The organism is Amycolatopsis sp. NPDC098790, assembly GCF_044759945.1.
Taxonomy (GTDB): Bacteria; Actinomycetota; Actinomycetes; order Mycobacteriales; family Pseudonocardiaceae; genus Amycolatopsis.
Genome location: NZ_JBIWAI010000001.1, coordinates 2,020,486 through 2,041,595 on the forward strand (window position 1 = coordinate 2,020,486; position 21,110 = coordinate 2,041,595).

Genomic DNA, 21,110 nt, shown 5'->3' on the forward strand with positions numbered 1-21,110 from the left:
ATGAGGATTTCGGGATTCGACGATCCGGACTCCAGCGGCTGGGACGCGCTGCACCGCGGCACCGAGCGCGAGGGTTTCGATTCGCCCAGCAAGTTCGACATGTCGACGCTGTCGATGATCATGCCCAAGCGCAAGCCGGCGCGGCCGCAACCGGACCCGCAGGGCTACACCGACGAGGACACCCGCGAGTGGGGTTCGCCGTCGCCCGAAGACGGCTACGACGACGGTTACGAGCCCGGCGAGCCGGAGTGGCAGGACGAGGAGCGGTACGAGCCGGAGCCCCCGCCGCTCGAGCCGGCGTGGACGCCTCCGCGCGGCGCCCGGCCGCCCGCTCCGCCGCGGCCACCGGCCCCGCCGGCGCCCCGGCCGCCCGCACCGAGACCCCCGGTGTCCAGAACCCAGGCGGCGCCCCCGCCGTCGTGGGCCCCGCCGATCGACCCGCGCACCGGCTGGACGCCCCCGCCGGACCCGGAGACCCGCTGGATCCCGCAGCCCGAGCCGTGGGAGGAACCGGCCCGCGTCGCGGCGCCCGTCGCCCCGGCGGGTTCGCGCGTGCGCCCGTACACGCGGACGGGCGGCCGCACGAGGTCCGACCACAACCTGGCCCTGGAGGCCCTGGTCTCGACGTCCGACGACGGCCGCCGGTACCGCGGCGTGCGGTCGGTCGAGCACCGCCGCATCTGCGACCTGTGCCTGGACACGCGCTCGGTGGCCGAGATCGCGGCGCACCTGCGGCTGCCGCTGGGCGTGGTGAAGGTGCTGGTGGGCGACATGTCCGACATCGGGCTGGTGCTGATCCACCAGACGGAGCTGATCCTCGGGGACCGCTCGTCCCGCGAGTTCATGGAGCGCGTCCTGGCCGGCCTGCGGGCGCTCTAGTCCTCGACCAGCGCCGCGGACGTGATGCGGTGCAGCGAGTACCGCTCGTTGTTGTCGCCTTCGAGGATCCCGCCGCCGACCCGCACCGGCCGGACCACGCGCTGGCTGGCCGTCCCCTTCGCGTCGACGAAGCCGATCCAGACCTCACGGCGTTCCAGCGTCGCCCGCGACAGCAGCTCCAGCGTCGCCGACGTGTCCGCGCCGCCGCCCACCGGAGCCCGCACCGCCGATCCCCGCCGTCGCGCCGACGCCGCGTCGCCCGCGCGCAGGTTGGAGACGATCCGCGTCGCCTGGTCCGGCGTCAGCACCGCCTGCTCGCCCGGGCTGCGCTTGGGTCCGCGCGCCTTGGCCGGCAGCCGGCGCCCGCCGGGGCGGATGTCGACGACGCGGCCGTCCGGACCCTCGGCCGCCGGGGCGAACCCAGCGGCGCGCAGCCCGGCGAGGACCTCGTGCAGCGGGTCCGGGCTGACCACGACCGTCGGCGCGATCAGGCGCAGGTCGTGCTCCGCCGCGACCGGGTTGGCCAGCACCTCCGCCAGCAGGGCCTCGTCGTCGCACCGCAGGAACGACGCCGCCGCGCCGCCGCGCAACCGGCCGTGCCGGCGGGCGACGTCGTCGACCAGGTAGCTCAGCCCCTGCGGGACCGGCGTCGCGGACTTCTTCTTGAACAAGGCGTGCAGCTCGTCGGCGGTGCGCCCGGTGTCCAGCGCCCGCCGCACGGAGGCCTCGGTGATCCGGTAGACCGTCGCGTGCCCGGCCGATTCGACGTCCGCGACGGCGGAGATTTCCGCCGCCAGCTCCGGCTCCAGCGGGCCGGGCGCGACGACCGTCAGGTCGGCCTGCAGCAGCACGTGGTCCACCGGCGCGGGCAGCGCGTCCAGGATCGCTTCGACGGCTCCCGGCCGGTCGTCGGCCAGCAGCGCGCGCGTCGCCGTCGTGAGGCCGCCGAGCCCGACGATCCCCAGCGCGGACGCCTCGGACATCGTCCAGCGGACGGTCTCGTCCCGCAGCCGGCCGCCCCGCCGCGGGGCCCGCCAGGCCAGCACCGCGACGAGCTCGTCGACGCTCTTCACGCCGGCGCCCTCGGGCAGGTCCGCCAGTGCGGCCAGCACCCGCCGGCGCGTGACCGGGGCCAGCGGGCGGCGCAGGTCCTCCGACAGCGGCGCGATCGGCTTGTCCTTGGCGTCGCGGCCGCCGGCCATCCCGGGCAGCCGCGGCAGCTCGAGCCACGCCTGCGCGAGCGTCATCCAGCGCTGGGCGGTCGGCGACGCGAGCCACGAGTCGGTCAGCGTCGTCGGGACCCATTCGGGCACGGTGGACTCGCTGTCGGCGACCAGCCCGGCGCCGACGGCCAGCTCGGCGAGCAGCACCGCCTGCGTCTCGTCGATCTCGAGGTCCTTGGCCAGCTTCTTCAGCTCGCGCACGCCGAGGCCGCCCGACTTGAGCACCGGCGGCGGCGCCGCGGACCACGAGCGCAGCAGGGATTCGGTGTGGCGCAGGAACTCCATCGCCTCGCCGGCCGCGGCCGCGTCCAAAGTGGACGTCTGATGGGGATGGACCGGCAGCTCGGGTTCGGTGAGCGCGCCCGGCGCGAAGACGCTCCCGCGCACCGCGATGCCGAGCTCGCGCGGCAGCTCGACGGTCTGGTCGTCGCGCCGCAGCAGCAGCCCGCGCGCCAGCAGCTTCTGCACCGGCGTCTCGGCTTTGTCGAGCGTCAGGTCGAGCCCGGCGTCGCGGGTGCGGCCGATGGGCGGGCCGGCGGCGAGGGCGTTCAGGACGGCGCGCTCGTCGTCGGACAGCTCCGCGAGCCGCGCGCCGAGGTCTTCGCCGGCCAGCGACGGCGCCGACGTGCCCAGCCCGGCCGGGAACGGCCCGAGCGCCTCCCGGACCGCGGGCGGCACGCGCAGGGCGTCGTCCGGGCCCCAGGCGAGCGCCCGCGCGCGCAGCCGGGCCAGCGGCGCGGTGACGTCGGCGCCGACGAGGCCGGTGACCTCGGCGACGGGCACCGGGTCGCGGTCCGCGCCGGCCAGCAGGCACGCTTCGAGCACGGCGATGGTGACCGTGTCGAGGTCTTCGCAGGCGCGCGCGACCGAGCCGGGCGTGCCGGCGCGGGTGGCCAGCACCGTGCTGTCGGAGGGTGGCGGCGTGGAGAGGTCGCGTCGCGTGCGAAGCAGCTCTTCGAGTGCGGTGTCGGACTCCGCGCGCAGCCAGTCCGCCAAGGAGGTCGCGGGCATAGAAGGCCAGGATACCGGGCGGTTGCGCCGAGCCGCCGTGGCTCAGGCAGACTGTCTTTCGTAGAGAGCGATCACGGCTGTGGAGGACGTTGTGGCCAAGGGTGAGAAGAAGAACAACGGTATCGACCCGACCTGGCCGGGCGAAGCCGGCGAGCACCCCGTGACGGAGCTCGCGTCCGACCGCCAGGGCTCGCTGTCGCCGTTCGGTGACGTCACGTTCCCGCTCGACTCGGTGCCCTACGTGCACCCGGAGACCGAGATCAACCGCTGATCGCATAGTTACTGGTCAGTACCGGTATCGGGCCCTCGTGAGGGCGGTCACGGGAGTAGGTTCGCTCCCGTCCTGCCCGACCTTTCCCATGCGGGGGTAAGTGCCATGCCGGTTCCCGGTCCCGGATACTCGATCACCGTCCGGGTCGAGGCCCCGGCCTCGTCCAGCGCGGCGGGTGACCTCACCACCGCCGTCGGGCGCGTCGGCGGCGTCCTGACCGCGTTCGACGTCGTGGAGTCCCACTCCGACTCGATCGTGGTCGACATCAGCGCCAACGCGCTGTCGGAGAACCACGCGAACGACATCACGCAGACGCTCGACTCGCTGCCCGGCGTCAAGGTCCGCAAGGTCTCCGACCGGACGTTCCTGATCCACCTCGGCGGCAAGATCGAGGTCACGCCCAAGGTCGCGCTCCGCAACCGTGACGACCTCTCCCGCGCCTACACCCCGGGTGTCGCCCGCGTCTGCCAGGCGATCGCGAACAACCCCGAGGACGCGCGCCGGCTGACCATCAAGCGCAACACGGTCGCGGTGCTCACCGACGGCTCCGCCGTGCTCGGCCTCGGCAACATCGGCCCGGCCGCCGCGCTGCCGGTGATGGAGGGCAAGGCGGCGCTGTTCAAGAAGTTCGCCGACGTCGACGCGTGGCCGGTCTGCCTGGACACCCAGGACACCGAAGAGATCATCCTGATCGCGAAGGCGCTCGCGCCGGTGTACGCGGGCATCAACCTCGAGGACATCGCCGCGCCGCGCTGCTTCGAGATCGAGAAGCGCCTTCGCGAGCAGCTGGACATCCCGGTGTTCCACGACGACCAGCACGGCACCGCGATCGTCGTCGTCGCCGCGCTGCGCAACGCCCTGCGCGTGGTCGGGAAGAACATCGAGGACTGCAAGATCGTGGTCAGCGGCGTCGGCGCGGCGGGTTCGGCGATCATCCGCCTGCTGCTGCACAAGAACCCGGGCGACATCGTCGCCGCGGACATCGACGGCGTCGTCCACTCCGCGCGCGGCAACCTCGACGACAACCTGACCTGGATCGCGTCGCACACGAACAAGGAGCAGGTCAGCGGCACCCTGCACGAGGCGCTGAACGGCGCGGACGTCTTCATCGGCGTCTCGGCGCCCAACCTGTTCGGCGCCGAGCAGGTCGCCACGATGAACAAGGACGCCGTCGTCTTCGCGCTGGCCAACCCGGACCCGGAGATCGACCCGCTGGAAGCGCAGAAGCACGCCGCCGTCGTCGCGACCGGCCGCAGCGACTTCCCGAACCAGATCAACAACGTCCTGGCGTTCCCGGGCGTCTTCCGCGGCCTCCTGGACGCGCACGCGCACAACATCGACGACTCGATGCTGCTCGCGGCGGCCGACGCGATCGCCGACGTCGTCGACAACGGGAAGCTCAACGCGTCGTTCATCGTGCCGAGCGTGTTCGACAGCGCGGTGGCGCCGGCGGTCGCCGAGGCCGTGCGGAAGGCCGTGCGCGCCGAGCAAGGCTGAGTCATCGGTTCGGAGGACCCCGGAATCGTTCTTTCGACGGACGACCGGGGTCCGCCGGCGTCCTAGGCTGAAGCCCGACACGTTTGGGGGGAAGCCGAATGCGGAGGACTTTGCTGGTCGCGGCGGTGGCCGTCGTGGTGGCATCGGTGGTGCCGGGAGTGGCCCAGGCCGCGCCTGGTGCGGTGACGTGGGGCGCGTGCCCGGCGGACGTCACCGCGCCGGGCCTCGAGTGCTCGACGCTCGAAGTGCCGCTGGACTACCGGAAACCGGACGGCACGCGGATCGAGGTCGCGATCTCGCGGCTGAAGAGCACGAACCCGGCCGCGCGGCGCGGGATCCTGCTGACCAACCCGGGCGGGCCCGGAGGCCCGGGCCTTGACCTGCCGGCGCAGCTGAAGCTGCTCGGGTGGCCGCAGAGCGTGCTGGACACGTACGACGTGATCGGGTTCGACCCGCGCGGCGTCGGCCACAGCACACCGGTGACGTGCGACCTGGCGCCGGCGCAGCAGACGAGCAACGTGCCGCCGTACGCGTCGAACCCGGCCGACGTCAAGGCGCGCGCCGAGTACGTGAAGGGCATCGCGCACCAGTGCGGCACTTCGCGGACGGCGTCGATGCTGCCGTACGTCACGACGGCGAACACGGCCCGCGACATGGACCGCATCCGCGTGGCGCTGGGCGAGCCGAAGCTGTCGTACTACGGGGTTTCGTACGGTTCGTACCTGGGCGCGGTGTACACGACGCTGTTCCCGCAGCGCAGTGATCGCATCCTGCTGGACAGCAACACGGGGCCGAGCGGCCTGGACGTCGAGGGTTCGCGGTTGCTGGCCCGCGGCTTCGAGGACCGGTTCCCGGACTTCGCGGCGTTCGCGGCGGCCCACCCCGAGTACGGCCTTGGCACGACCCCGGCCGCGGTGAAGGCGAAGTACTTCGACCTCGCCGCTCGCCTGGACGCGCAGCCGAATTCGCAAGGCATCGACGGAAAGCTGTTCCGCCAGGTGACGTTCGGAATGCTGTACTACAACGCGACGCTGCCGTACTTGGCCACGGCGTGGCACGCATTGGACACCGGCCAGCCGATCCCCCCACCCCCGGGCGGTTCGATCCCGAACGTGGAGAACCTGCTGTCGAGCCAGCTGTACGTGGTGTGCGGCGACGCCGACTGGCCGGAGTCGGTGTGGAGGTACCAGAAGAACGTGGCGATCGACAGGGTGCGCCACCCGATGTTCGGAGCGGCGGCGGCCAACGTCTGGGCATGCGCGTACTGGCCATCGGAGCCGGTGGAGCCCCCAGTGCGGATCAGCGACCGAGGCCCATCGAACGTGCTGATGGTTCAGAACCTGCGAGACCCGGCAACGCCGTTGACGGGAGCGTTGCGGCTACGCCAGGCACTCGGCAACCGAGCCCGTCTGGTGACGGCCGACCAGGGCGGCCACGGAACGTACTTCTTCGGCACAAACACGTGCACGAACAACGCGGCAACCGCTTTCTTGGCCACCGGGGTCCGCCCGGCACGAGATTTGGCATGCGCGGCGGAGCCGGCCCAGCCGGCGCCCAGTGCGGCGATGCGTGTGCTCGGAGGTGGCTTTGGCAGGTGAGAGTGCCCGGTTGCCGGTTCGGCCGTTCTGAGCCGTTCTCCAGCCGGGCCACTGCCCCGCCGGTCCCGCGGTCATCACCGTTGACGATGACCCGCTCGCTGCTCCCACGGCGGCCGTGGTGAGGCGGGCATCTCCACCGCCTGATGGCCGGCGCTCCCCGAGAGGCGGCCGCCTCGCGCGGGGCGACTTGGCGTGCGCGACGAGACCGGGCCGGCCGGTGCCGCGTCGACGAGAGGGCGCGACCTACGAGGCGATGCTTCGGGCTGGTCACTTTCCGAGCCCCCGGAGCTGAGGCCTGGCGTGTGCGGTGGCGTCGACCGGCGCGGTCTGGATGCTCGCGGTCTCCGGCAAGGCGCCAGCCTGGCGTGCGCGGCCGAGCCCACCCACCCGGTGCCCACCGCCGCACCGTCCGCGCCCGGAAGTAGCCTCGGCTTGTGAGTGAACTCAGCCACGTCGACGAAACCGGCGCCGCCCGGATGGTCGATGTCTCCGGCAAGACCGCCACCGCGCGCACCGCGCTCGCCGCCGGGACCGTGCGGACCACCGCCGAGGTTCTCCGGCTCCTCGCCACCGACGGCCTCCCCAAGGGCGATGCCCTCGCCACCGCGCGCATCGCCGGGATCATGGGCGCCAAGCGCGTCCCCGACCTCATCCCGCTGTGCCACCAGATCGCGCTCTCCGGGGTCAAGGTCGAGTTCACCCTCGGCGAGACCGAAGTCGGCATCCGCGCGACGGCGAAGACCACCGACGTCACCGGCGTCGAGATGGAAGCGCTGACCGCCGTCGCAGTGGCCGGGCTGACCCTGCACGACATGATCAAGGCCGTCGACCCGGCGGCGACGCTCGACGACGTCCGCCTGCTCCGCAAGGACGGCGGCAAGACCGGGACCTGGGAGCGGCCGTGAAGCGCACCGCACGCGTCATCGTGGCGTCCAACCGCGCTGCGAAGGGCGTCTACGAGGACAAGACCGGCCCGGTGATCGTCGCCTGGCTGGCCGGGCGCGGGTACGACGTGCCGGCGCCGGTCGTCGTCGAGGACGGCGGTCCCGTGGGCGTCGCGCTGCGGGCCGCCCTGGCCGACGGTGTCGCTGTCGTGCTCACCACCGGCGGCACCGGCATCTCGCCGACCGACCGCACCCCGGACGTCACGCGCGCCGTCCTCGACCACGAGCTGCCGGGCGTCGCGGACGCGATCCGCGCGGCCGGGCTGCCCAAGGTGCCGACGGCGGTGCTCTCGCGCGGCGTCGCGGGCGTGGCGGGCCGGACCCTGGTCGTGAACCTCCCGGGCTCCAGCGGCGGCGTGAAGGACGGCCTGGGCGTGCTGGACGGCATCCTGGACCACGCCGTCGACCAGCTGGCCGGGGGCGACCACCCGCGGCCCGCGGCGCAGACGCCGGACGTGCGCGTCGCGCGCGCTCTGGTGACCGAGGACCTGCTGTCGGTCGAGGAGCACGCGCGGCTCGTCGAGGACGACGCGGCGGGCGCGGTGGTGACGTTCGCCGGCGTGGTCCGCGACCACGACGGCGGCAAGGGCGTCCGCGACCTGACGTACGAGGGTCACCCCAGCGCGGGTGACGTGATCGCGGAGGTCGTTGCCGATTTGTCGACCCGCTGGGCAGGCGTGCGCGCGGTGGCCGTGAGCCACCGCGTCGGTCACCTGGCGATCGGCGACGTGGCGCTGGCGTGCGCGGTGGCGGCCGAGCACCGCGGCCAGGCGTTCTCGGCGTGCTCGGACCTGGTGGACGAGGTGAAGGCGCGGCTCCCGATCTGGAAGCACCAGCACTTCACCGACGGCACGGACGAGTGGGTCAACTCGCCGTGACCCGGAAGACGGCGACGCGGTCGGCGGCCGCGGCGAACTCGTCGGGGTCGGCCTCGGTGACGAGGCCGAGCTTGACGAACATCGGCACCCCGTGCGGCACCTCGCGCGGGAAGGCGCGCATGACCCGCGCGCGGACGTCGTGGTCGCCGACCTCTTCGAGCGTCACGGCTTGTTTCCGGCGCCCGTGGGCTAGCTCGCCACGGCCGGCGGCGCGGACGTTGCGCGCCCAATCGCCGTGGGGAAGCCCGGCGATCACGTAGCGCCGGCCGTCGACGGTCAGCGGCGAGACGGGGGTGGGCCGCGGCGCGCCGGACTTGCGGCCGGAGACGGTCAGGACGTGGATCGTGCCGAGCCGCAGGCCCAGGCGGGTCAGCAGGCGGACGAACCGGTTGGCCGGGCGGAGCCAGCGAGGCAGGGCTTGAGGCGTCACCACAATCCTTTCGATTATCGAAGTATTCGTGGTCACGGTAGACTCTTTCGAGTGTCGAAGCAATCTCTGGTCACGGAGGCAACGCGGGCGGCGGCGGCCTCGGGCGCGGCGAGCGACGTGGTCGACGAAGCCGCGGCGGCAGCGTTCGGGGTGAACCGGACGGACCTGCGCATCATCGGCCTGGTCGCGGCGGCGGAGACGTTGACGGCGGGCGAGCTGGCAACGCAGGCCCGGCTGAGCCCCGCGGCGACGACAACGGCGATCCAGCGGTTGACGCACGCGGGACACCTGACGCGTCGCACGGCCACGGAGGACCGCCGCCGGGCGGTGGTGGAGCTGACTCCGGAGGCGGCGAGGCTGCTGGGGGAGATCTACGCCCCGATCGAGCGCGCGGGGAGGGCGATCCTGGAGGACTACGCGGCCGAGCAGCTGGCGGTGGTCGTGGAGGTGCTGCGGCGGGGCGAGGAGATGCAGCTGAGGGAGGCGGAGCGGATCCGCGGGCTCTGACGGCCGTTCAGGCAGCCGACTGGCCTGGCGCCGGCTGAGGTCGCGCAGCCGGTTCGCAACCCGCTCGCTCGTGCGAAGCAGGCCCAGCTCAGGTGGCTTCCGCGCGGCGAAGGGCGCAGAGACCCGCCGGCAGCAAGCCAGCAGCGGTCACTCGCGCGTCACGGCGAGCCCGATGTCTCGGAGCCGCCGTCGAGAACGCAGCGAGCCCTCCACCGCCCGGGGGATTGGCGGTGGAGGGCTTGACAGTCGCGGCTCGAGGCCGGACTTACGCATCGCTGCGCGAGATCGTCACTTGGTGGCGATCTTCTGGCCGACGAGGATCAGGTCCGCGTTCGGGATGTACTTCGCGTTCAGGTCCTGCAGCTTCTGGTAGCCGCCCTGGACGTTGAACTGCTTGGCGATCTTGGACAGCGTGTCGCCCGCCACGACGGTGTAGTCACCGGCCGGGTTGGAGCTCGCCACGCCGGTCGCCGCGGGGGCCACCGGGGCCGCCTTCTTCGGGGCGACCGTGGTCTTCTTCGGCGTGGTCGACTGCTTCGTGGTGGTCTTGTGGGTGGCCTTGGGGGCCGACGAGCCGCCGCCCTTCTTGCCACAGACCGGCCACGCGCCGATGCCCTGACCCTGCAGGACGCGCTCGGCCACGGCGATCTGCTGCTCGCGGGAAGCGTTCGCCGCGCTGCCGGTGCCGCCGTAGGCCTTCCACGTGCTCTGCGAGAACTGCAGGCCGCCGTAGTAGCCGTTGCCGGTGTTGGTGTTCCAGTTGCCGCTGCTCTCGCACTGCGCGATGGCGTCCCAGTTGGTCGCCGACGCGGGGGTCGCGGCGATGGCGAGGGGCGCGCCGACCGCGATGCCCGCGATGGCGACGCGAGCGACGGTGCGGGTGGCAGCGGACATCTTGCGGTGCTTGCCTCGGTAAGACATTTGGATGCTTCTCGGTTTCCCAGCGCCTACGAACCTGTGGTGAGGGTCAGGATCGGGGTCCTGGCGCCGGCCGTCTCAGACCGGCGGGCGAGTCCGACGCACGGCGCGTCTTCGTCGTCCCCTCGTCCCTGTCCGGAAATGCTTTCGCTCGGGGTATGGGTCCGGGGATCCGTTGGACAGGGCTAGGCGCTACGGATTCCCGGTCGTGCTGGTTGGTCGGGGCCAACCGAAAAGCGACGGTACGTAACGATGGCCGTGATCGGAAATTATTCGGGGCGTGACCTACGTCACAGTAACAGCACGCAACCCCTGTCGATGCGGGTGTTTGCGCAGGTCAGCTGGCCGTTATCTGGTCGTTTCCTTGCCGAGATAAAACACGGATCGTGAGGCTTGCATCACGTGTTTTGCGCAGCGAATGGACCATTCGCGACGTCCAGGCGGCGATTGAAGCGCGCATCTTATGACTGCTCGCCGGACCACGCCAGACTTGACAAGTCTGCCTCATGTGCCCCTTGAGTCACAACAGTCCCACCTGTTCGTGGGGTTTTGCGCCACTCCCGGAACCGTGCGCCACCGTGCGGAGGCCTGGTGGAGGCAACGCACCGCGACGGACCAGGCGAAACGTGTCACCGAAAGGCTTGGCGGCAGGGCGCGATCAGCTTCTCGCGAACAGCCGGAATTGGTGACACGCCACGCCGAGGCCGGAAGGAGGTTCGCCGAGCGGTCGGCGGCGCCGCGCGAGCGGTCGCCTGTTTATAGGAAGGACGAAGTCACGTGCGGACGCGGCGGCCGGGCGAGCGCGGGCGACACGCCGACAGTTCGGCAGGGGGTGGCGGCCCGGGCAGAGCCCGGTAGAGGCCCGGCGGCTTGGCGGGGCCGGGCAGCCTCGGCAAGGTCGGTTAGCTCGGTAGGGGCTTGGCGGCTCAGCAGGGTCCCGCAGTCCGGCAGGACGGAGCGAGGCCGCCGAAGTGTCCACAGGCCGACCGTGATGTGGATGATCCGGGCCGCCACCCTCGTTTTTCGGCCTTTTCGACAGACCTGGCCGATACGCTGAAGCGGGGCTCGTCCCCCGGGATGGGTGGGGTCTGCTTTCCGGCGCCTCAGCTGGGCAAGTCGGCAGGGCTGCAGCCCAACAGGTGTCGAAGCCGGGACTCAGCCGCCCGCGAAGGGCGGCAAGACGTCCAACTCGGCGCCATCCCGCAGCTCACGCCCGAGATCCCGCACCGCAATCCCGTCCAGCAGGTAACTCGCAGCGTCCAGCACCCGCGGCAACCCCACCGGGTGGAGCCGCCGCAACTCCGTCACCGCGTCGCCCACCGAAGCGCCCGCCGGCAGCTGGACCTTCTCCTCTTCTTCCCCCGCCGCGGCTCGCGCTGACGCGAAGTACCGCACCACGATGGTCAAAGTCGACATCTCAGCCGCCGATCGCGCTCATCGGCCGGATCGGCTGGGCGAATCCGGCGTCGTTGATCTCGTGTCCCGCGAGCTTGCCCCACATCGTTGCCCGCCACGCGTCCGCAATCTCTTCATCGCGCGCGCCCGCGCGCGCGAGGGAGCGCAAGTCCGTCTCGTCGTTGCTGAACAAGCACGACCGCACCGCGCCGTCCGCCGTCAGGCGCGTTCGCTCGCACGCCGCGCAGAACGGGCGGGTCACCGAGGCGATCACGCCGACGTCGCCCGGGCCGCCGTCGACCAGCCAGCGCTCGGCGGGCGCCCCGCCCCGCGCCTCGGAGGCCGGCGTCAGCTCGAACGAGGTCGAAAGCATCGCAAGGATCTCCGCGGCGGTGATCATCTCGCCGCGGTTCCAGCCGTGCTGGGCGTCCAGCGGCATCTGCTCGATGAACCGCAGGTGGTAGCCCTCGGCGAGGCAGAACTTCAGCAGCGGCACGGCTTCGGTCTCGTTGACGCCCCGCATGAGCACCGCGTTGACCTTCACCGGCGACATCCCGGCGTCGCGCGCGGCCGCCATGCCGGCCAGCACGTGCGAGAGCCGGTCGCGCCGCGTGATCGTCTTGAAGGTCTCCGCGTCGATGGTGTCGAGCGAGACGTTGATCCGGTTCAGCCCGGCCTCGGCGAGGCCCGCCGCGCGCCCGGCCAGCCCGATCCCGTTGGTGGTCATGGACAACCGGGGCCGGGGCGACAACGCCGTGATCCGCCCGACGATGTCCTCGAGGCCCCGCCGCAGCAGCGGTTCGCCGCCGGTGAGCCGGATGTCGGTGACGCCGAGGTGCTCGACGGCGATCCGCACCAGCCGGACCAGCTCGTCGTCGGTCAGCACCTGCTCGCCCGGCATCCAGTCGAGGCCCTCCGCGGGCATGCAGTAGGTGCAGCGCAGGTTGCACCGATCCGTCAGGGAAACCCGCAGATCGGTGGCCACCCGGCCGAAGGTGTCGATGAGGTGCGGGTTCTCGGGCCTGGGCACGCGAGATGACCCTCGTGTACCGGGGACGCGAGGAAACCCGAGATCCACTGCTGTCATTACGCACAGCGTAGCTCCGGAACACGCGATCTCGTCTTCCCAAGTAGGATCCTTTGTCGAGTGAGTGGTTCAGTTGCCGAACTAACGAGGGCCTGTGACGGAAAAGACTTACCCGGTCACCGAAGACGAGCTCTTCCGCTTCGCGGAACTGGGTCGCGCGGGCAGCACGTTCACCGTCCTGCGCCACGCGCGGATCGCCGAGCGGATGGGTCTGTCCGGCACCGACCACAAGACGTTCGACCTGGTCATCCAATCGGGCGGACCGTTGACCGCGGGCCGGATCGCCGAGCTGACGGGCCTCTCGACCGGCGCTGTGACGGGCGTCATCGACCGCCTCGAGAAGGTCGGCCTGGTGCGCCGCGTGCGCGATCCCGAGGATCGGCGCAAGGTCCTCGTGGAGGTCGTGCCGGGGGCCGCCGAGCGCTTCGCGCCCCTCTTCGAGTCGGCCTTCGACACCCTCCGCGAGACGCTCGCGCAGTTCTCCCCGGCCGAGCGGAAAGCGATCGAGCGTTATCAGAATGTCATCCTCGAACAGCTGCGGGCCGAAGTGATGCACAATTCACGCCCCGCGTAGCTTTTCCTCAACTGCGGAGATAATGTCAGCGCCATGCCGCAATTTCGGTTGTCCGAGGCCGCGCGCCTGCTCGGCGTCAGCGACGACACCGTCCGGAGGTGGGTGCGCGCGGGGCAGCTGACCGCGACCGACGACGCCGCCGGCCGCAAGGTCGTCGACGGCGCTCAGCTCGCGGGCTTCGCCCGGGCACAGGCCTCCGGCCCCGAGGACCCCTCCGCCGTGGGCCGCTCCGCCCGCAACAGGTTCGTCGGGCTGGTCACCGAGGTCATCGCCGACAAGGTGATGGCCCAGGTGGAACTGCAGTGCGGGGCACACCGCGTGGTGTCCCTGATGAGTACGGAAGCCGTCCGCGAGCTGGGCCTGCGCCCGGGGGTGCTCGCGGTTGCGGTGGTCAAAGCGACCACCGTCGTGGTGGAAACACCGGAAGGATCTAGATGAAGAAGCTAGCTCTCGCCGTCGCGGCCGTCGCCCTGTTCGCGGGCGCGTGCAGCAGCTCGGACGAGCCCAGCACGCAGTCCGGCGGGTCGTCGGTCACCGCGCCCGCGCCCAAGGGCAGCGGCGACGCCGGCACCGGCACGCTCACCGTGTTCGCCGCCGCGTCCCTCACCGAGTCGTTCACCGCGCTCGGCAAGGAGTTCGAGGCCCAGCACCCCGGCGTCACCGTGAAGTTCAGCTTCGCGGGCTCGTCCGGCCTGGTGCAGCAGCTGACCAACGGCGCCAAGGCGGACGTCTTCGCCTCGGCCGACCAGGCCAACATGGACAAAGCGGTCCAGGGCGGCGTGATCGACGGCCAGCCGACGGTCTTCGCGACCAACAAGCTCGCCATCGCCGTCGCGCCGGGCAACCCCAAGGGCATCAAGTCCTTCGCGGACCTCAACAAGGCCGGCCTGACCGTCGTCACGTGCGCGCCGCAGGTGCCGTGCGGCTCGGCGACCAAGAAGGTGGAAACCGCCACCGGCGTCACGCTCAAGCCGAAGAGCGAGGAGCAGGACGTCAAGCAGGTCCTGAACAAGGTCGCTTCCGGTGACGCCGACGCGGGCCTGGTGTACGTCACCGACGCCACGTCGGCCGCGGGCAAGGTCGAGAAGGTCGACTTCCCCGAGGCGTCGGGCGCGATCAACAACTACCCGATCGCCGTGGTCAAGGGCGGGCAGAGCGCGCTGGCCAAGGAGTTCGACGACTTCGTCCTCGGCAACGAGGGCAAGACCGAGCTGAGCAAGGTCGGGTTCGGCCCTGCGCAGTAAGCGTCTCGCGAGCGGCCGGCCGGGATCCGTCCCGGCCGGCCGTTCTCGCGTCCCGTGGGTCCTCGCGATCCCGGCGACCCTCGCGCTGGCCCTCGTCGTCCTGCCGGTCGTCGGGCTGCTGGTGCGCTCGGACCTGACGCGGCTGCCGTCGCTGGTCGCCACGCCGTCGTCGTGGCACGCGCTGCGGTTGTCGCTCATCACGGCCGCTTTGTCCACTTCGGCGTGTGTGCTGCTGGGCGTGCCGCTGGCCGTCGTCCTCGCGCGGGCCCGCTTCCGCGGGGTGCGGCTGCTGCGCTCGATCGTGCTGCTGCCGCTGGTGCTGCCGCCGGTCGTCGGCGGTCTCGCCCTGCTCTACCTGCTCGGCCGCAAGGGCTTCCTCGGCATGCTGATCACGACGCTGACCGGGGAGTCGGTGCCGTTCACCACGACCGCGGTGGTCATCGCGCAGACGTTCGTCGCGATGCCGTTCCTCGTGGTCAGCCTCGAAGGGGCGCTGCGCGGCTCCGGCGACCGCTACGAGCAGGTCGCCGCGACCCTCGGCGCGCGCCCGTGGACCGTCTTCCGGCGCGTCACGCTCCCGCTGCTGCTGCCCGCGCTCGGCTCCGGCGTCGTGCTGAGCTTCGCCCGCGCGCTCGGCGAGTTCGGCGCGACGATCACGTTCGCCGGCAGCCTCGAAGACGTCACCCGCACGCTGCCGCTCGAGGTCTACACGCAGGCCGAAGTGGACATCGACAGCGCCGTCGCGCTCTCGCTGCTGCTCATCGTCGTGGCGGTCCTCGTCATCGCCGTCGCGCGGCCGCGCTCGTGGGAAGGCGGCCTGCGGTGAGCCTGACCGCCCGGATCGAAGCCGTCCGCGGCACGTTCTCTTTGGACGTCGACCTCGACGTGCCCACCGGCACGGTGCTGGCGCTGCTCGGGCCCAACGGCTCCGGGAAGTCGACGGTGCTGGGCTGCCTGTCCGGGTTGATCACGCCGACGTCGGCGGAGATCACCGTGGCCGGGCGCGCGCTGGCCGGCGTCGCGCCGCACCGGCGGGGGATCGGCCTGCTGTCCCAGGACGCGCTGCTCTTCCCGCACCTGTCCGCGGCCGACAACGTCGCGTTCTCGCCGCGCTCGACCGGCGCCGGCCGCCGCGCCGCGCGGGAGCGGGCCTTCTACTGGCTGGCCGAAGTGGACGCCGTCGCCCTGGCGGACCGGCGGCCGGGGCAGCTGTCCGGCGGGCAGGCCCAGCGCGTCGCGATCGCCAGGGCGCTGGCCGCCGAACCGGACCTGCTGCTGCTCGACGAGCCGTTCGCGGCGCTCGACGTCGACGCCGCGCCGGCCATCCGCGGCCTGCTGCGGCGGGTCCTGAAGACCGGGCCGACGACCGTGCTCGTCACGCACGACCCGCTGGACGCACTGGCGCTCGCCGACCACGTCGCGGTGATGAACGGCGGCCGGATCGTCGAACGCGGCCCGACCCGTGAAGTGCTTTCCGCACCGCGGACGGCGTTCACCGCGCGGATCGCCGGCCTCAACCTTGTCGCCGGCACCGCGGTCTCGGACGGCCTTCGGACGGCTTCGGGCGAGGTGGTCGCCGGTCTCCCGGCGGCGGACGTGGTCGTGGGGGAGGCCGCGGTGGCGGTGTTCCCGCCGAACGCCGTCGCCGTCTACCCGCACGACGGCGAGCACCGCGGCAGCCCGCGCAACACGACCGACGCTGTCGTCGCGGCCCTGGAACCGCACGGGCCGGTGATCCGCGTCCGAGCCGAGGGGGACGGCTGGGCGCACGGCCTGACCGCCGACCTGACGCCGGCCGCCGTGGCCGAGCTCGCCCTGGAACCCGGCACGGCGGTCACGCTGTCGGTGAAGGCCGCGACCGTGGCGGTGCACCCGGCCGCGGCCTCCTGAGTCACCCCTCGTGGTGGTGGCCGCCGCCCGGGTGGACGTGGAACTTCGCCACCTCCGGCGGGTGCACGACGAACGGCCGCATCATGCCCTCGTCCTCGTGGTCGAGGATGTGGCAGTGGTACATGAACTGGCCGGTGCCGCCGCCGAACTGGCCGGCCACGCTCACCCACTGGCCGGGGTTCACGATGATCGTGTCCTTCCAGCCCTCCTCGTACTTCTCCAGCGGGACGTCGGTGAAGCCGTCGATCGGCCTCGTCGTCCGTTCCGAGGGCTGGTCGAACGTCGTCGTGAACGACCGCCGGAACAGCGCCTGGAACTCCGTCAGGTGGATGTGGATCGGGTGCGCGGGCCCGCCGTTCGCGACGTGCAGGATGTTCCACACCGCCCACCGGTCGTGGTCGATGAAGATGCCCGTGGTGTCGTCGAAGAGCCGCCCGATCATCCGGAACGTCTTCAGCCCGCCGGCCGGGTCCTGGACCTGGATGACGCCCTCGCCGCCCGGGTCGGCGTCGACCTGCTCGAGGTCCCACATCTCCGGGTGACCGGACTTGTTGAGCAGGAGCGCGATCCAGACGTGGTCGTGGTCCTCCGGCAGCGTCGTGCCGTGCTGCAGCCGGATGTAGGACGGTGACACCTTTTCCGGCAGCTCGAAGGAGTCGTGCTTCGCGCGGCCGTCCACCCGGAACTCCACGAGGTCCGGCTCGATCCCGCCGAGCCGCGGGTCGGCGTTGCGCAGCTTGAGCTTCTGCCCCTTGAAGCGGCTGAAGTCGATCAGCACGTCGAAGCGCTCGGCCGGGGCGACGGCCAGGCCGTTCGCCGGGAGGGGTGCGGGCGCCGGCAGCAGGCCGCCGTCGGTGCCGATCAGGCGGACGGCATCGTTCACCGGGTTGTTGTTCTCGTCGACCAGGTTCAGCGTGTAGAACCGCGAGTTGGCCGCGTTGAGCAGCCGGAAGCGGTACCACTTCGCGTCGACGTCCAGGTGCGGCCAGATCACGCCGTTCACCAGGTTGAACGGTCCGGAGAACGGGATCATCGGGCCGTTCGGGACGTACGGGAACTTGAACAGCAGCTGCCCGGTGAGCGCGCCGGTCGCCGGGTCCGTGTCGAGGTTCCGGTCGGTGATGATCAGCGGGATCTCGCGGTCGCCGTGCGGCAGGTCGAGCGCGTCCTCCTCGTCGTCGCGGATCAGGTACATCCCGGCCAAGCCGGTGTGGACGTTGAAGCGAGTGATCGCCATGGCGTGGTCGTGGTACCAGAGCGGCATCGACGGCTGGCGGTTCTGGTACTCGGTCAGCTGCGACGTGCCCTTGAGGCCCGCGTTGTGCGCCCAGCCGTCGTTGCCCGCGTTCGTCCGCGCGCCGTGCAGGTGGACGACCGTCCAGGCCGGCAGGTCGGCGACGCCCTCGACGATCGAGTAGCCCGGCCGGTCCAGCTCACGGCCGGGCCGGCTCGTCGGGCCGTCCGTCACCGGCCCCTGAACGGCGACGAGCGGGAACTCGCCGTCGATTTCGTTCGACCACGAAATCCGCAGCTGCTTGCCGCTGCGCACTTCGATCGTCGGACCCGGGAAATGGCCCGCGTACGTCCACAACGTACTTTCGGGCAATTGCGAGTGCAGCCGCTGGCGCTTGGTCACCATCGGAATGGTGATCATTTCCCGGCCGCGGGCCCGGAAGACGGGCGGAATCGGCAGTGCGTCGAGGAACTTGGTGAGTCCCCAGTTCGGCCCGGTGATCGGCGTGGCCGCGGCCGGACGCTCGATGATTTCGGTCATTCGTTCTCCCCCTTCGCGTTCGGGGGCAGGAAGAATTGCGCGGCGACGCACAGCGCCGACGACGTCGAAAAGTATTCCCCCGAACCCCCTCGGTGGCCGGGAACGCGACTCCCCTCGCGGTACCGGCAATTCCCACTGTAGCCGTTTTCGCGGTGCACCGCAGGTGTCTCGCGCGCGTGATAGGTTCCGCGCATGAACGATCGCCGGTGGACGTACCTCTCCGACATGGACGGCGTCCTGGTCAAGGAGGAGCACCTCGTCCCCGGGGCCGACGAGTTCCTCGCCGAGCTGAAGTCGAACGGCATCGACTTCCTGGTGCTGACGAACAACTCGATCTACACCCCGCGCGACCTGCGGGCCCGGCTGGAGCGCACCGGGCTCGACATCCCGGAGGAGTCGATCTGGACCTCGGCGCTGGCGACCGCGAAGTTCCTCTCGTCGCAGCGGCCGAACGGCTCGGCGTACGTCATCGGCGAAGCGGGCCTCACGACGGCGCTGCACGAGGTCGGTTACGTCCTGACCGAGCGCGACCCGGACTACGTCGTGCTGGGCGAGACCCGCACGTACAGCTTCAGCGCCATCACGCGCGCGATCCGCCTGATCGAGGGCGGCGCCAAGTTCATCGCGACCAACCCGGACGCGACCGGCCCGAGCGTCGAGGGCTCGATGCCGGCCACCGGGTCCGTCGCGGCGCTGATCGAGAAGGCCACCGGCCGCTCGCCCTACTACGTCGGCAAGCCGAACCCGCTGATGATGCGCTCGGCGTTGCGCCGATTGGGTGCGCATTCGGAGTCGACGCTGATGATCGGCGACCGGATGGACACCGACGTGCACTCGGGCATCGAGGCCGGGCTGCAGACGATCCTGGTGCTCACCGGCATATCCACCCGGGAGTCGGCCGAACGCTATCCGTATCGGCCCACACTGGTGATCGACTCGGTCGCTGACCTGATCGGGCGGACCCTGGACCCGTTCGGCGAAGGCTGACCACCGGCCGGGTGGGCGAAGGGCTTATCGTCACCGGATGAGCAACTCCACGTACGTTGTCGGCGACGTGCACGGCCACCGCGACGAGCTGGTCGACGCACTGCGCGCCGAGGGGTTGGTGGACGACGAAGGCAACTGGTCGGGGGACGGGGACCAGCTGTGGTTCCTGGGGGACTTCGTCGACCGCGGCCCGGACGGCGTCGGCGCGATCGACCTGGTCATGCGGCTCGAGGAGCAGGCGGCCGAGGCGGGCGGCCAGGTGCAGACGCTGCTCGGCAACCACGAGATCCTGGCGCTGGGGATGTACCACTTCGGCGACGAGCCGGTGCCGTCCGACTTCGGCCCGCGCAGTTTCGCCCGCAGCTGGGAGATCAACGGCGGCCTGCTGTCGGACCAGGACCGGCTAACGCCCGAGCACATCGAGTGGCTTTCCCAGCGACCGCTGGCGGCGCTGGCGGCCGACCACCTGCTCCTGCACTCGGACACGCTGGAGTACCTGGACTGGGGGTCCACGGTCCCGGAGATCAACGAGGCCGCGGCGGACATCCTGGCCGGCTCGGACATCGAGGCGTGGTGGGACGTCTGGCGCCGGATGACCACGCGGTACGCGTTCCGCGGCCCGGACGGCGAGGAGAACGCGCAGAAGCTGATGGACGCGCTCGGCGGGACCCGGATCGTGCACGGGCACAGCGTCATCGCCGACCAGCTGGGCATCCACCCGACGCAGATCGAGGGGCCGTTCCTGTATGCGGGAGGCAAGGCGCTGGGCGTCGACGGCGGGTTGTTCGTCGGCGGGCCGTGCCTGGTGGTGCAGCTGCCGTACGAGCCGGAGTCCTGATCAGGGGATTTCGACGATCTCCTTGCCGAGCGGCATGAGCGACACCGGGATCATCTTGAAGTTCGCCACGCCCAGCGGGATGCCGATGATCGTGACGCACAGGGCGATGCCGGTGAAGATGTGCCCGATGGCCAGCCAGAGCCCGGCGAAGATGAACCAGATGACGTTGCCGACGAAGGACGCGGCGCCGGCGTCGCGGCGGTCGACGACCGTGCGGCCGAACGGCCAGAGCGCGTAGTTCGCGATCCGGAACGACGCCAGCCCGAACGGGATGGTGATGATCAGGATGCAGCAGACGACGCCGGCGAGCAGGTAGCCCAGCGCCATCCAGAAGCCGCACAGGACGAGCCAGATGATGTTCAGCAGCGTGCGCATCAGACGTGCAGCTCCCCGCTCACGACGGTGACGGCCTGGCCGGCGAGGTGGACGCGGTCGCCGTCCTGGCGGGTCCGGACGACGCCGCCGCGTGCCGAGATCTGGTGGCCGGTGAGTTCTTTGGTTTGGAGTTTCTCGGACCAGTACGGCGACAGGATGCAGTGCGCCGAGCCGGTTACGGGGTCTTCGTCGATGCCGACGCCAGGGGCGAAGAAGCGGCTGACGTAGTCGTCGCCCTTCGCGGTGACCAGCAGGCGTCCGGTCCAGGTGTCCTTGAGCTTGGCGAGGTCGGGTTCGAGGTTTTTGACCGTTTCGGCGTCTTTGAGGACGGCGAAGAGGTTCTCGACGCCGCGTCCGACGTATTCGATGTCGATGCCGGGGAGGATTTCGGAGAGGTCGTCATCGGTCGGCGTCGGCGGGTCGGAGGGGAAGTCCAGCTCGACCCAGCCGTCGTTCGCCTTGGCGCGCAGTTCGCCGCTCTTGGTGGTGTAGGTCTGTTCGCCGCCGAGGACGTGCGTGGCGGCGACGGTGGCGTGCCCGCACAACGCGACCTCGACCGCGGGGGTGAACCACCGGAGCGACTTGGGGCCTTCGTCCGTGGCCACGACGAAGGCGGTCTCGGCGTGCTTCATCTCGGTGGCGACGGCCTGCATCCAGGTGGGGTCGGCAGGCTCGTCGAGCAGGACGACCCCGGCGGAGTTCCCGGCGAAGGCCTGGTCGGTGAAGGCGTCGACGACGAAGAAGCGCATGCTCCCAATGTAGCCCGCGCCCTCGGCGTGTTGATCATTTA

The 21,110-nt window shown here is 71.2% G+C and carries 22 protein-coding genes; 14 read left to right on the forward strand and 8 right to left on the reverse strand.

All coding sequences use genetic code 11. From position 1 onward, the window contains the following. A complete protein-coding gene (locus tag ACIQWX_RS10130) occupies positions 1-879 on the forward strand; it encodes a DUF742 domain-containing protein (RefSeq protein ID WP_400867878.1) in 879 nt (292 codons plus the stop codon). Here the strand turns inward: ACIQWX_RS10130 and ACIQWX_RS10135 are convergent. After that, complete coding sequence (locus ACIQWX_RS10135; protein WP_400867880.1) at positions 876-3,113, reverse strand: helicase-associated domain-containing protein; 2,238 nt, start codon at positions 3,111-3,113, stop codon at positions 876-878. The two genes, ACIQWX_RS10130 and ACIQWX_RS10135, sit on opposite strands and share 4 nt — an antisense overlap. Positions 3,114-3,204: 91 nt before the next feature. Here ACIQWX_RS10135 and ACIQWX_RS10140 point away from each other — a divergent pair, with 91 nt between their 5' ends. From ACIQWX_RS10140 to ACIQWX_RS10160, 5 genes are all read left to right on the forward strand, one after another. Then, entirely contained in the window at positions 3,205-3,384 is a 180-nt protein-coding gene (locus tag ACIQWX_RS10140; RefSeq protein WP_400867882.1) for a hypothetical protein, read from the forward strand. 105 nt (positions 3,385-3,489) lie between these two features. Beyond that, positions 3,490-4,881, forward strand: coding sequence for an NAD-dependent malic enzyme (locus ACIQWX_RS10145; protein WP_372670265.1), 1,392 nt, complete (start codon positions 3,490-3,492; stop codon positions 4,879-4,881). Positions 4,882-4,979: 98 nt separating this feature from the next. Then, positions 4,980-6,479 (forward strand): alpha/beta hydrolase, encoded by a 1,500-nt coding sequence (locus ACIQWX_RS10150; protein WP_400867884.1) that lies wholly within the window; start codon positions 4,980-4,982, stop codon positions 6,477-6,479. Positions 6,480-6,913: 434 nt separating this feature from the next. After that, positions 6,914-7,384 (forward strand): cyclic pyranopterin monophosphate synthase MoaC, encoded by a 471-nt coding sequence (gene moaC, locus ACIQWX_RS10155; protein WP_400867886.1) that lies wholly within the window; start codon positions 6,914-6,916, stop codon positions 7,382-7,384. Beyond that, positions 7,381-8,301 (forward strand): molybdenum cofactor biosynthesis protein MoaE, encoded by a 921-nt coding sequence (locus ACIQWX_RS10160; protein WP_400867888.1) that lies wholly within the window; start codon positions 7,381-7,383, stop codon positions 8,299-8,301. The genes moaC and ACIQWX_RS10160 overlap by 4 nt, the downstream gene beginning before the upstream one ends. Here the strand turns inward: ACIQWX_RS10160 and ACIQWX_RS10165 are convergent. After that, complete coding sequence (locus ACIQWX_RS10165; protein WP_400867890.1) at positions 8,288-8,731, reverse strand: nitroreductase family deazaflavin-dependent oxidoreductase; 444 nt, start codon at positions 8,729-8,731, stop codon at positions 8,288-8,290. The genes ACIQWX_RS10160 and ACIQWX_RS10165 overlap by 14 nt on opposite strands. A 51-nt stretch (positions 8,732-8,782) precedes the next feature. Here ACIQWX_RS10165 and ACIQWX_RS10170 point away from each other — a divergent pair, with 51 nt between their 5' ends. Further along, positions 8,783-9,238: a MarR family winged helix-turn-helix transcriptional regulator gene (locus ACIQWX_RS10170; RefSeq protein WP_400867892.1), complete on the forward strand. Its 456-nt coding sequence runs from the start codon at positions 8,783-8,785 to the stop codon at positions 9,236-9,238. Positions 9,239-9,526: 288 nt separating this feature from the next. Here ACIQWX_RS10170 and ACIQWX_RS10175 read toward each other — a convergent pair whose 3' ends face one another. The 3 genes from ACIQWX_RS10175 to moaA form a co-directional block, all read right to left on the reverse strand. Then, positions 9,527-10,159 carry a transglycosylase family protein gene (locus tag ACIQWX_RS10175; protein ID WP_400867894.1) on the reverse strand — a complete coding sequence of 211 codons (633 nt, stop codon included), beginning with the start codon at positions 10,157-10,159 and terminating at the stop codon, positions 9,527-9,529. 1,152 nt (positions 10,160-11,311) lie between these two features. After that, positions 11,312-11,572, reverse strand: a complete 261-nt coding sequence (locus ACIQWX_RS10180) for a MoaD/ThiS family protein (RefSeq protein WP_400867896.1) — start codon at positions 11,570-11,572, stop codon at positions 11,312-11,314. Position 11,573: 1 nt separating this feature from the next. Beyond that, a complete protein-coding gene (moaA, locus tag ACIQWX_RS10185; RefSeq protein WP_400867898.1) occupies positions 11,574-12,581 on the reverse strand; it encodes a GTP 3',8-cyclase MoaA in 1,008 nt (335 codons plus the stop codon). A 151-nt stretch (positions 12,582-12,732) separates the two neighbouring features. On the opposite strand from moaA, the gene ACIQWX_RS10190 reads away from it, so the two are divergent. The 5 genes from ACIQWX_RS10190 to ACIQWX_RS10210 all read left to right on the forward strand — a co-directional run bounded on the left by ACIQWX_RS10190 (position 12,733) and on the right by ACIQWX_RS10210 (position 16,346). After that, a complete protein-coding gene (locus tag ACIQWX_RS10190) occupies positions 12,733-13,212 on the forward strand; it encodes a MarR family winged helix-turn-helix transcriptional regulator (protein ID WP_400867900.1) in 480 nt (159 codons plus the stop codon). A 33-nt stretch (positions 13,213-13,245) separates the two neighbouring features. Next, entirely contained in the window at positions 13,246-13,650 is a 405-nt protein-coding gene (locus ACIQWX_RS10195; RefSeq protein ID WP_364452110.1) for a helix-turn-helix transcriptional regulator, read from the forward strand. Continuing rightward, positions 13,647-14,456 carry a molybdate ABC transporter substrate-binding protein gene (gene modA, locus ACIQWX_RS10200; RefSeq protein WP_400867903.1) on the forward strand — a complete coding sequence of 270 codons (810 nt, stop codon included), beginning with the start codon at positions 13,647-13,649 and terminating at the stop codon, positions 14,454-14,456. The genes ACIQWX_RS10195 and modA overlap by 4 nt, the downstream gene beginning before the upstream one ends. 67 nt (positions 14,457-14,523) lie before the next feature. Beyond that, the gene (locus tag ACIQWX_RS10205) at positions 14,524-15,282 is read left to right on the forward strand and encodes an ABC transporter permease (protein WP_400869498.1); all 759 of its coding nucleotides are present in this window, start codon (positions 14,524-14,526) and stop codon (positions 15,280-15,282) included. Then, positions 15,279-16,346, forward strand: coding sequence for a sulfate/molybdate ABC transporter ATP-binding protein (locus tag ACIQWX_RS10210; protein WP_400867905.1), 1,068 nt, complete (start codon positions 15,279-15,281; stop codon positions 16,344-16,346). The genes ACIQWX_RS10205 and ACIQWX_RS10210 overlap by 4 nt, the downstream gene beginning before the upstream one ends. Position 16,347: 1 nt before the next feature. On the opposite strand, the gene ACIQWX_RS10215 is transcribed toward ACIQWX_RS10210, so the two are convergent. Then, positions 16,348-18,120, reverse strand: a complete 1,773-nt coding sequence (locus tag ACIQWX_RS10215; RefSeq protein WP_400867907.1) for a multicopper oxidase family protein — start codon at positions 18,118-18,120, stop codon at positions 16,348-16,350. A gap of 192 nt (positions 18,121-18,312) precedes the next feature. On the opposite strand from ACIQWX_RS10215, the gene ACIQWX_RS10220 reads away from it, so the two are divergent. Both ACIQWX_RS10220 and ACIQWX_RS10225 read left to right on the forward strand, forming a co-directional pair. Next, complete coding sequence (locus tag ACIQWX_RS10220; protein WP_372670279.1) at positions 18,313-19,107, forward strand: HAD-IIA family hydrolase; 795 nt, start codon at positions 18,313-18,315, stop codon at positions 19,105-19,107. 37 nt (positions 19,108-19,144) lie between these two features. Beyond that, positions 19,145-19,945: a metallophosphoesterase gene (locus tag ACIQWX_RS10225; RefSeq protein WP_400867909.1), complete on the forward strand. Its 801-nt coding sequence runs from the start codon at positions 19,145-19,147 to the stop codon at positions 19,943-19,945. On the opposite strand, the gene ACIQWX_RS10230 is transcribed toward ACIQWX_RS10225, so the two are convergent. Both ACIQWX_RS10230 and ACIQWX_RS10235 read right to left on the reverse strand, forming a co-directional pair. Next, positions 19,946-20,320 carry a YccF domain-containing protein gene (locus ACIQWX_RS10230; RefSeq protein ID WP_400867911.1) on the reverse strand — a complete coding sequence of 125 codons (375 nt, stop codon included), beginning with the start codon at positions 20,318-20,320 and terminating at the stop codon, positions 19,946-19,948. It abuts the gene before it with no gap. Further along, positions 20,320-21,069, reverse strand: coding sequence for a PhzF family phenazine biosynthesis protein (locus ACIQWX_RS10235; protein ID WP_400867913.1), 750 nt, complete (start codon positions 21,067-21,069; stop codon positions 20,320-20,322). The genes ACIQWX_RS10230 and ACIQWX_RS10235 overlap by 1 nt, the downstream gene beginning before the upstream one ends. Positions 21,070-21,110: the final 41 nt, after the last annotated feature.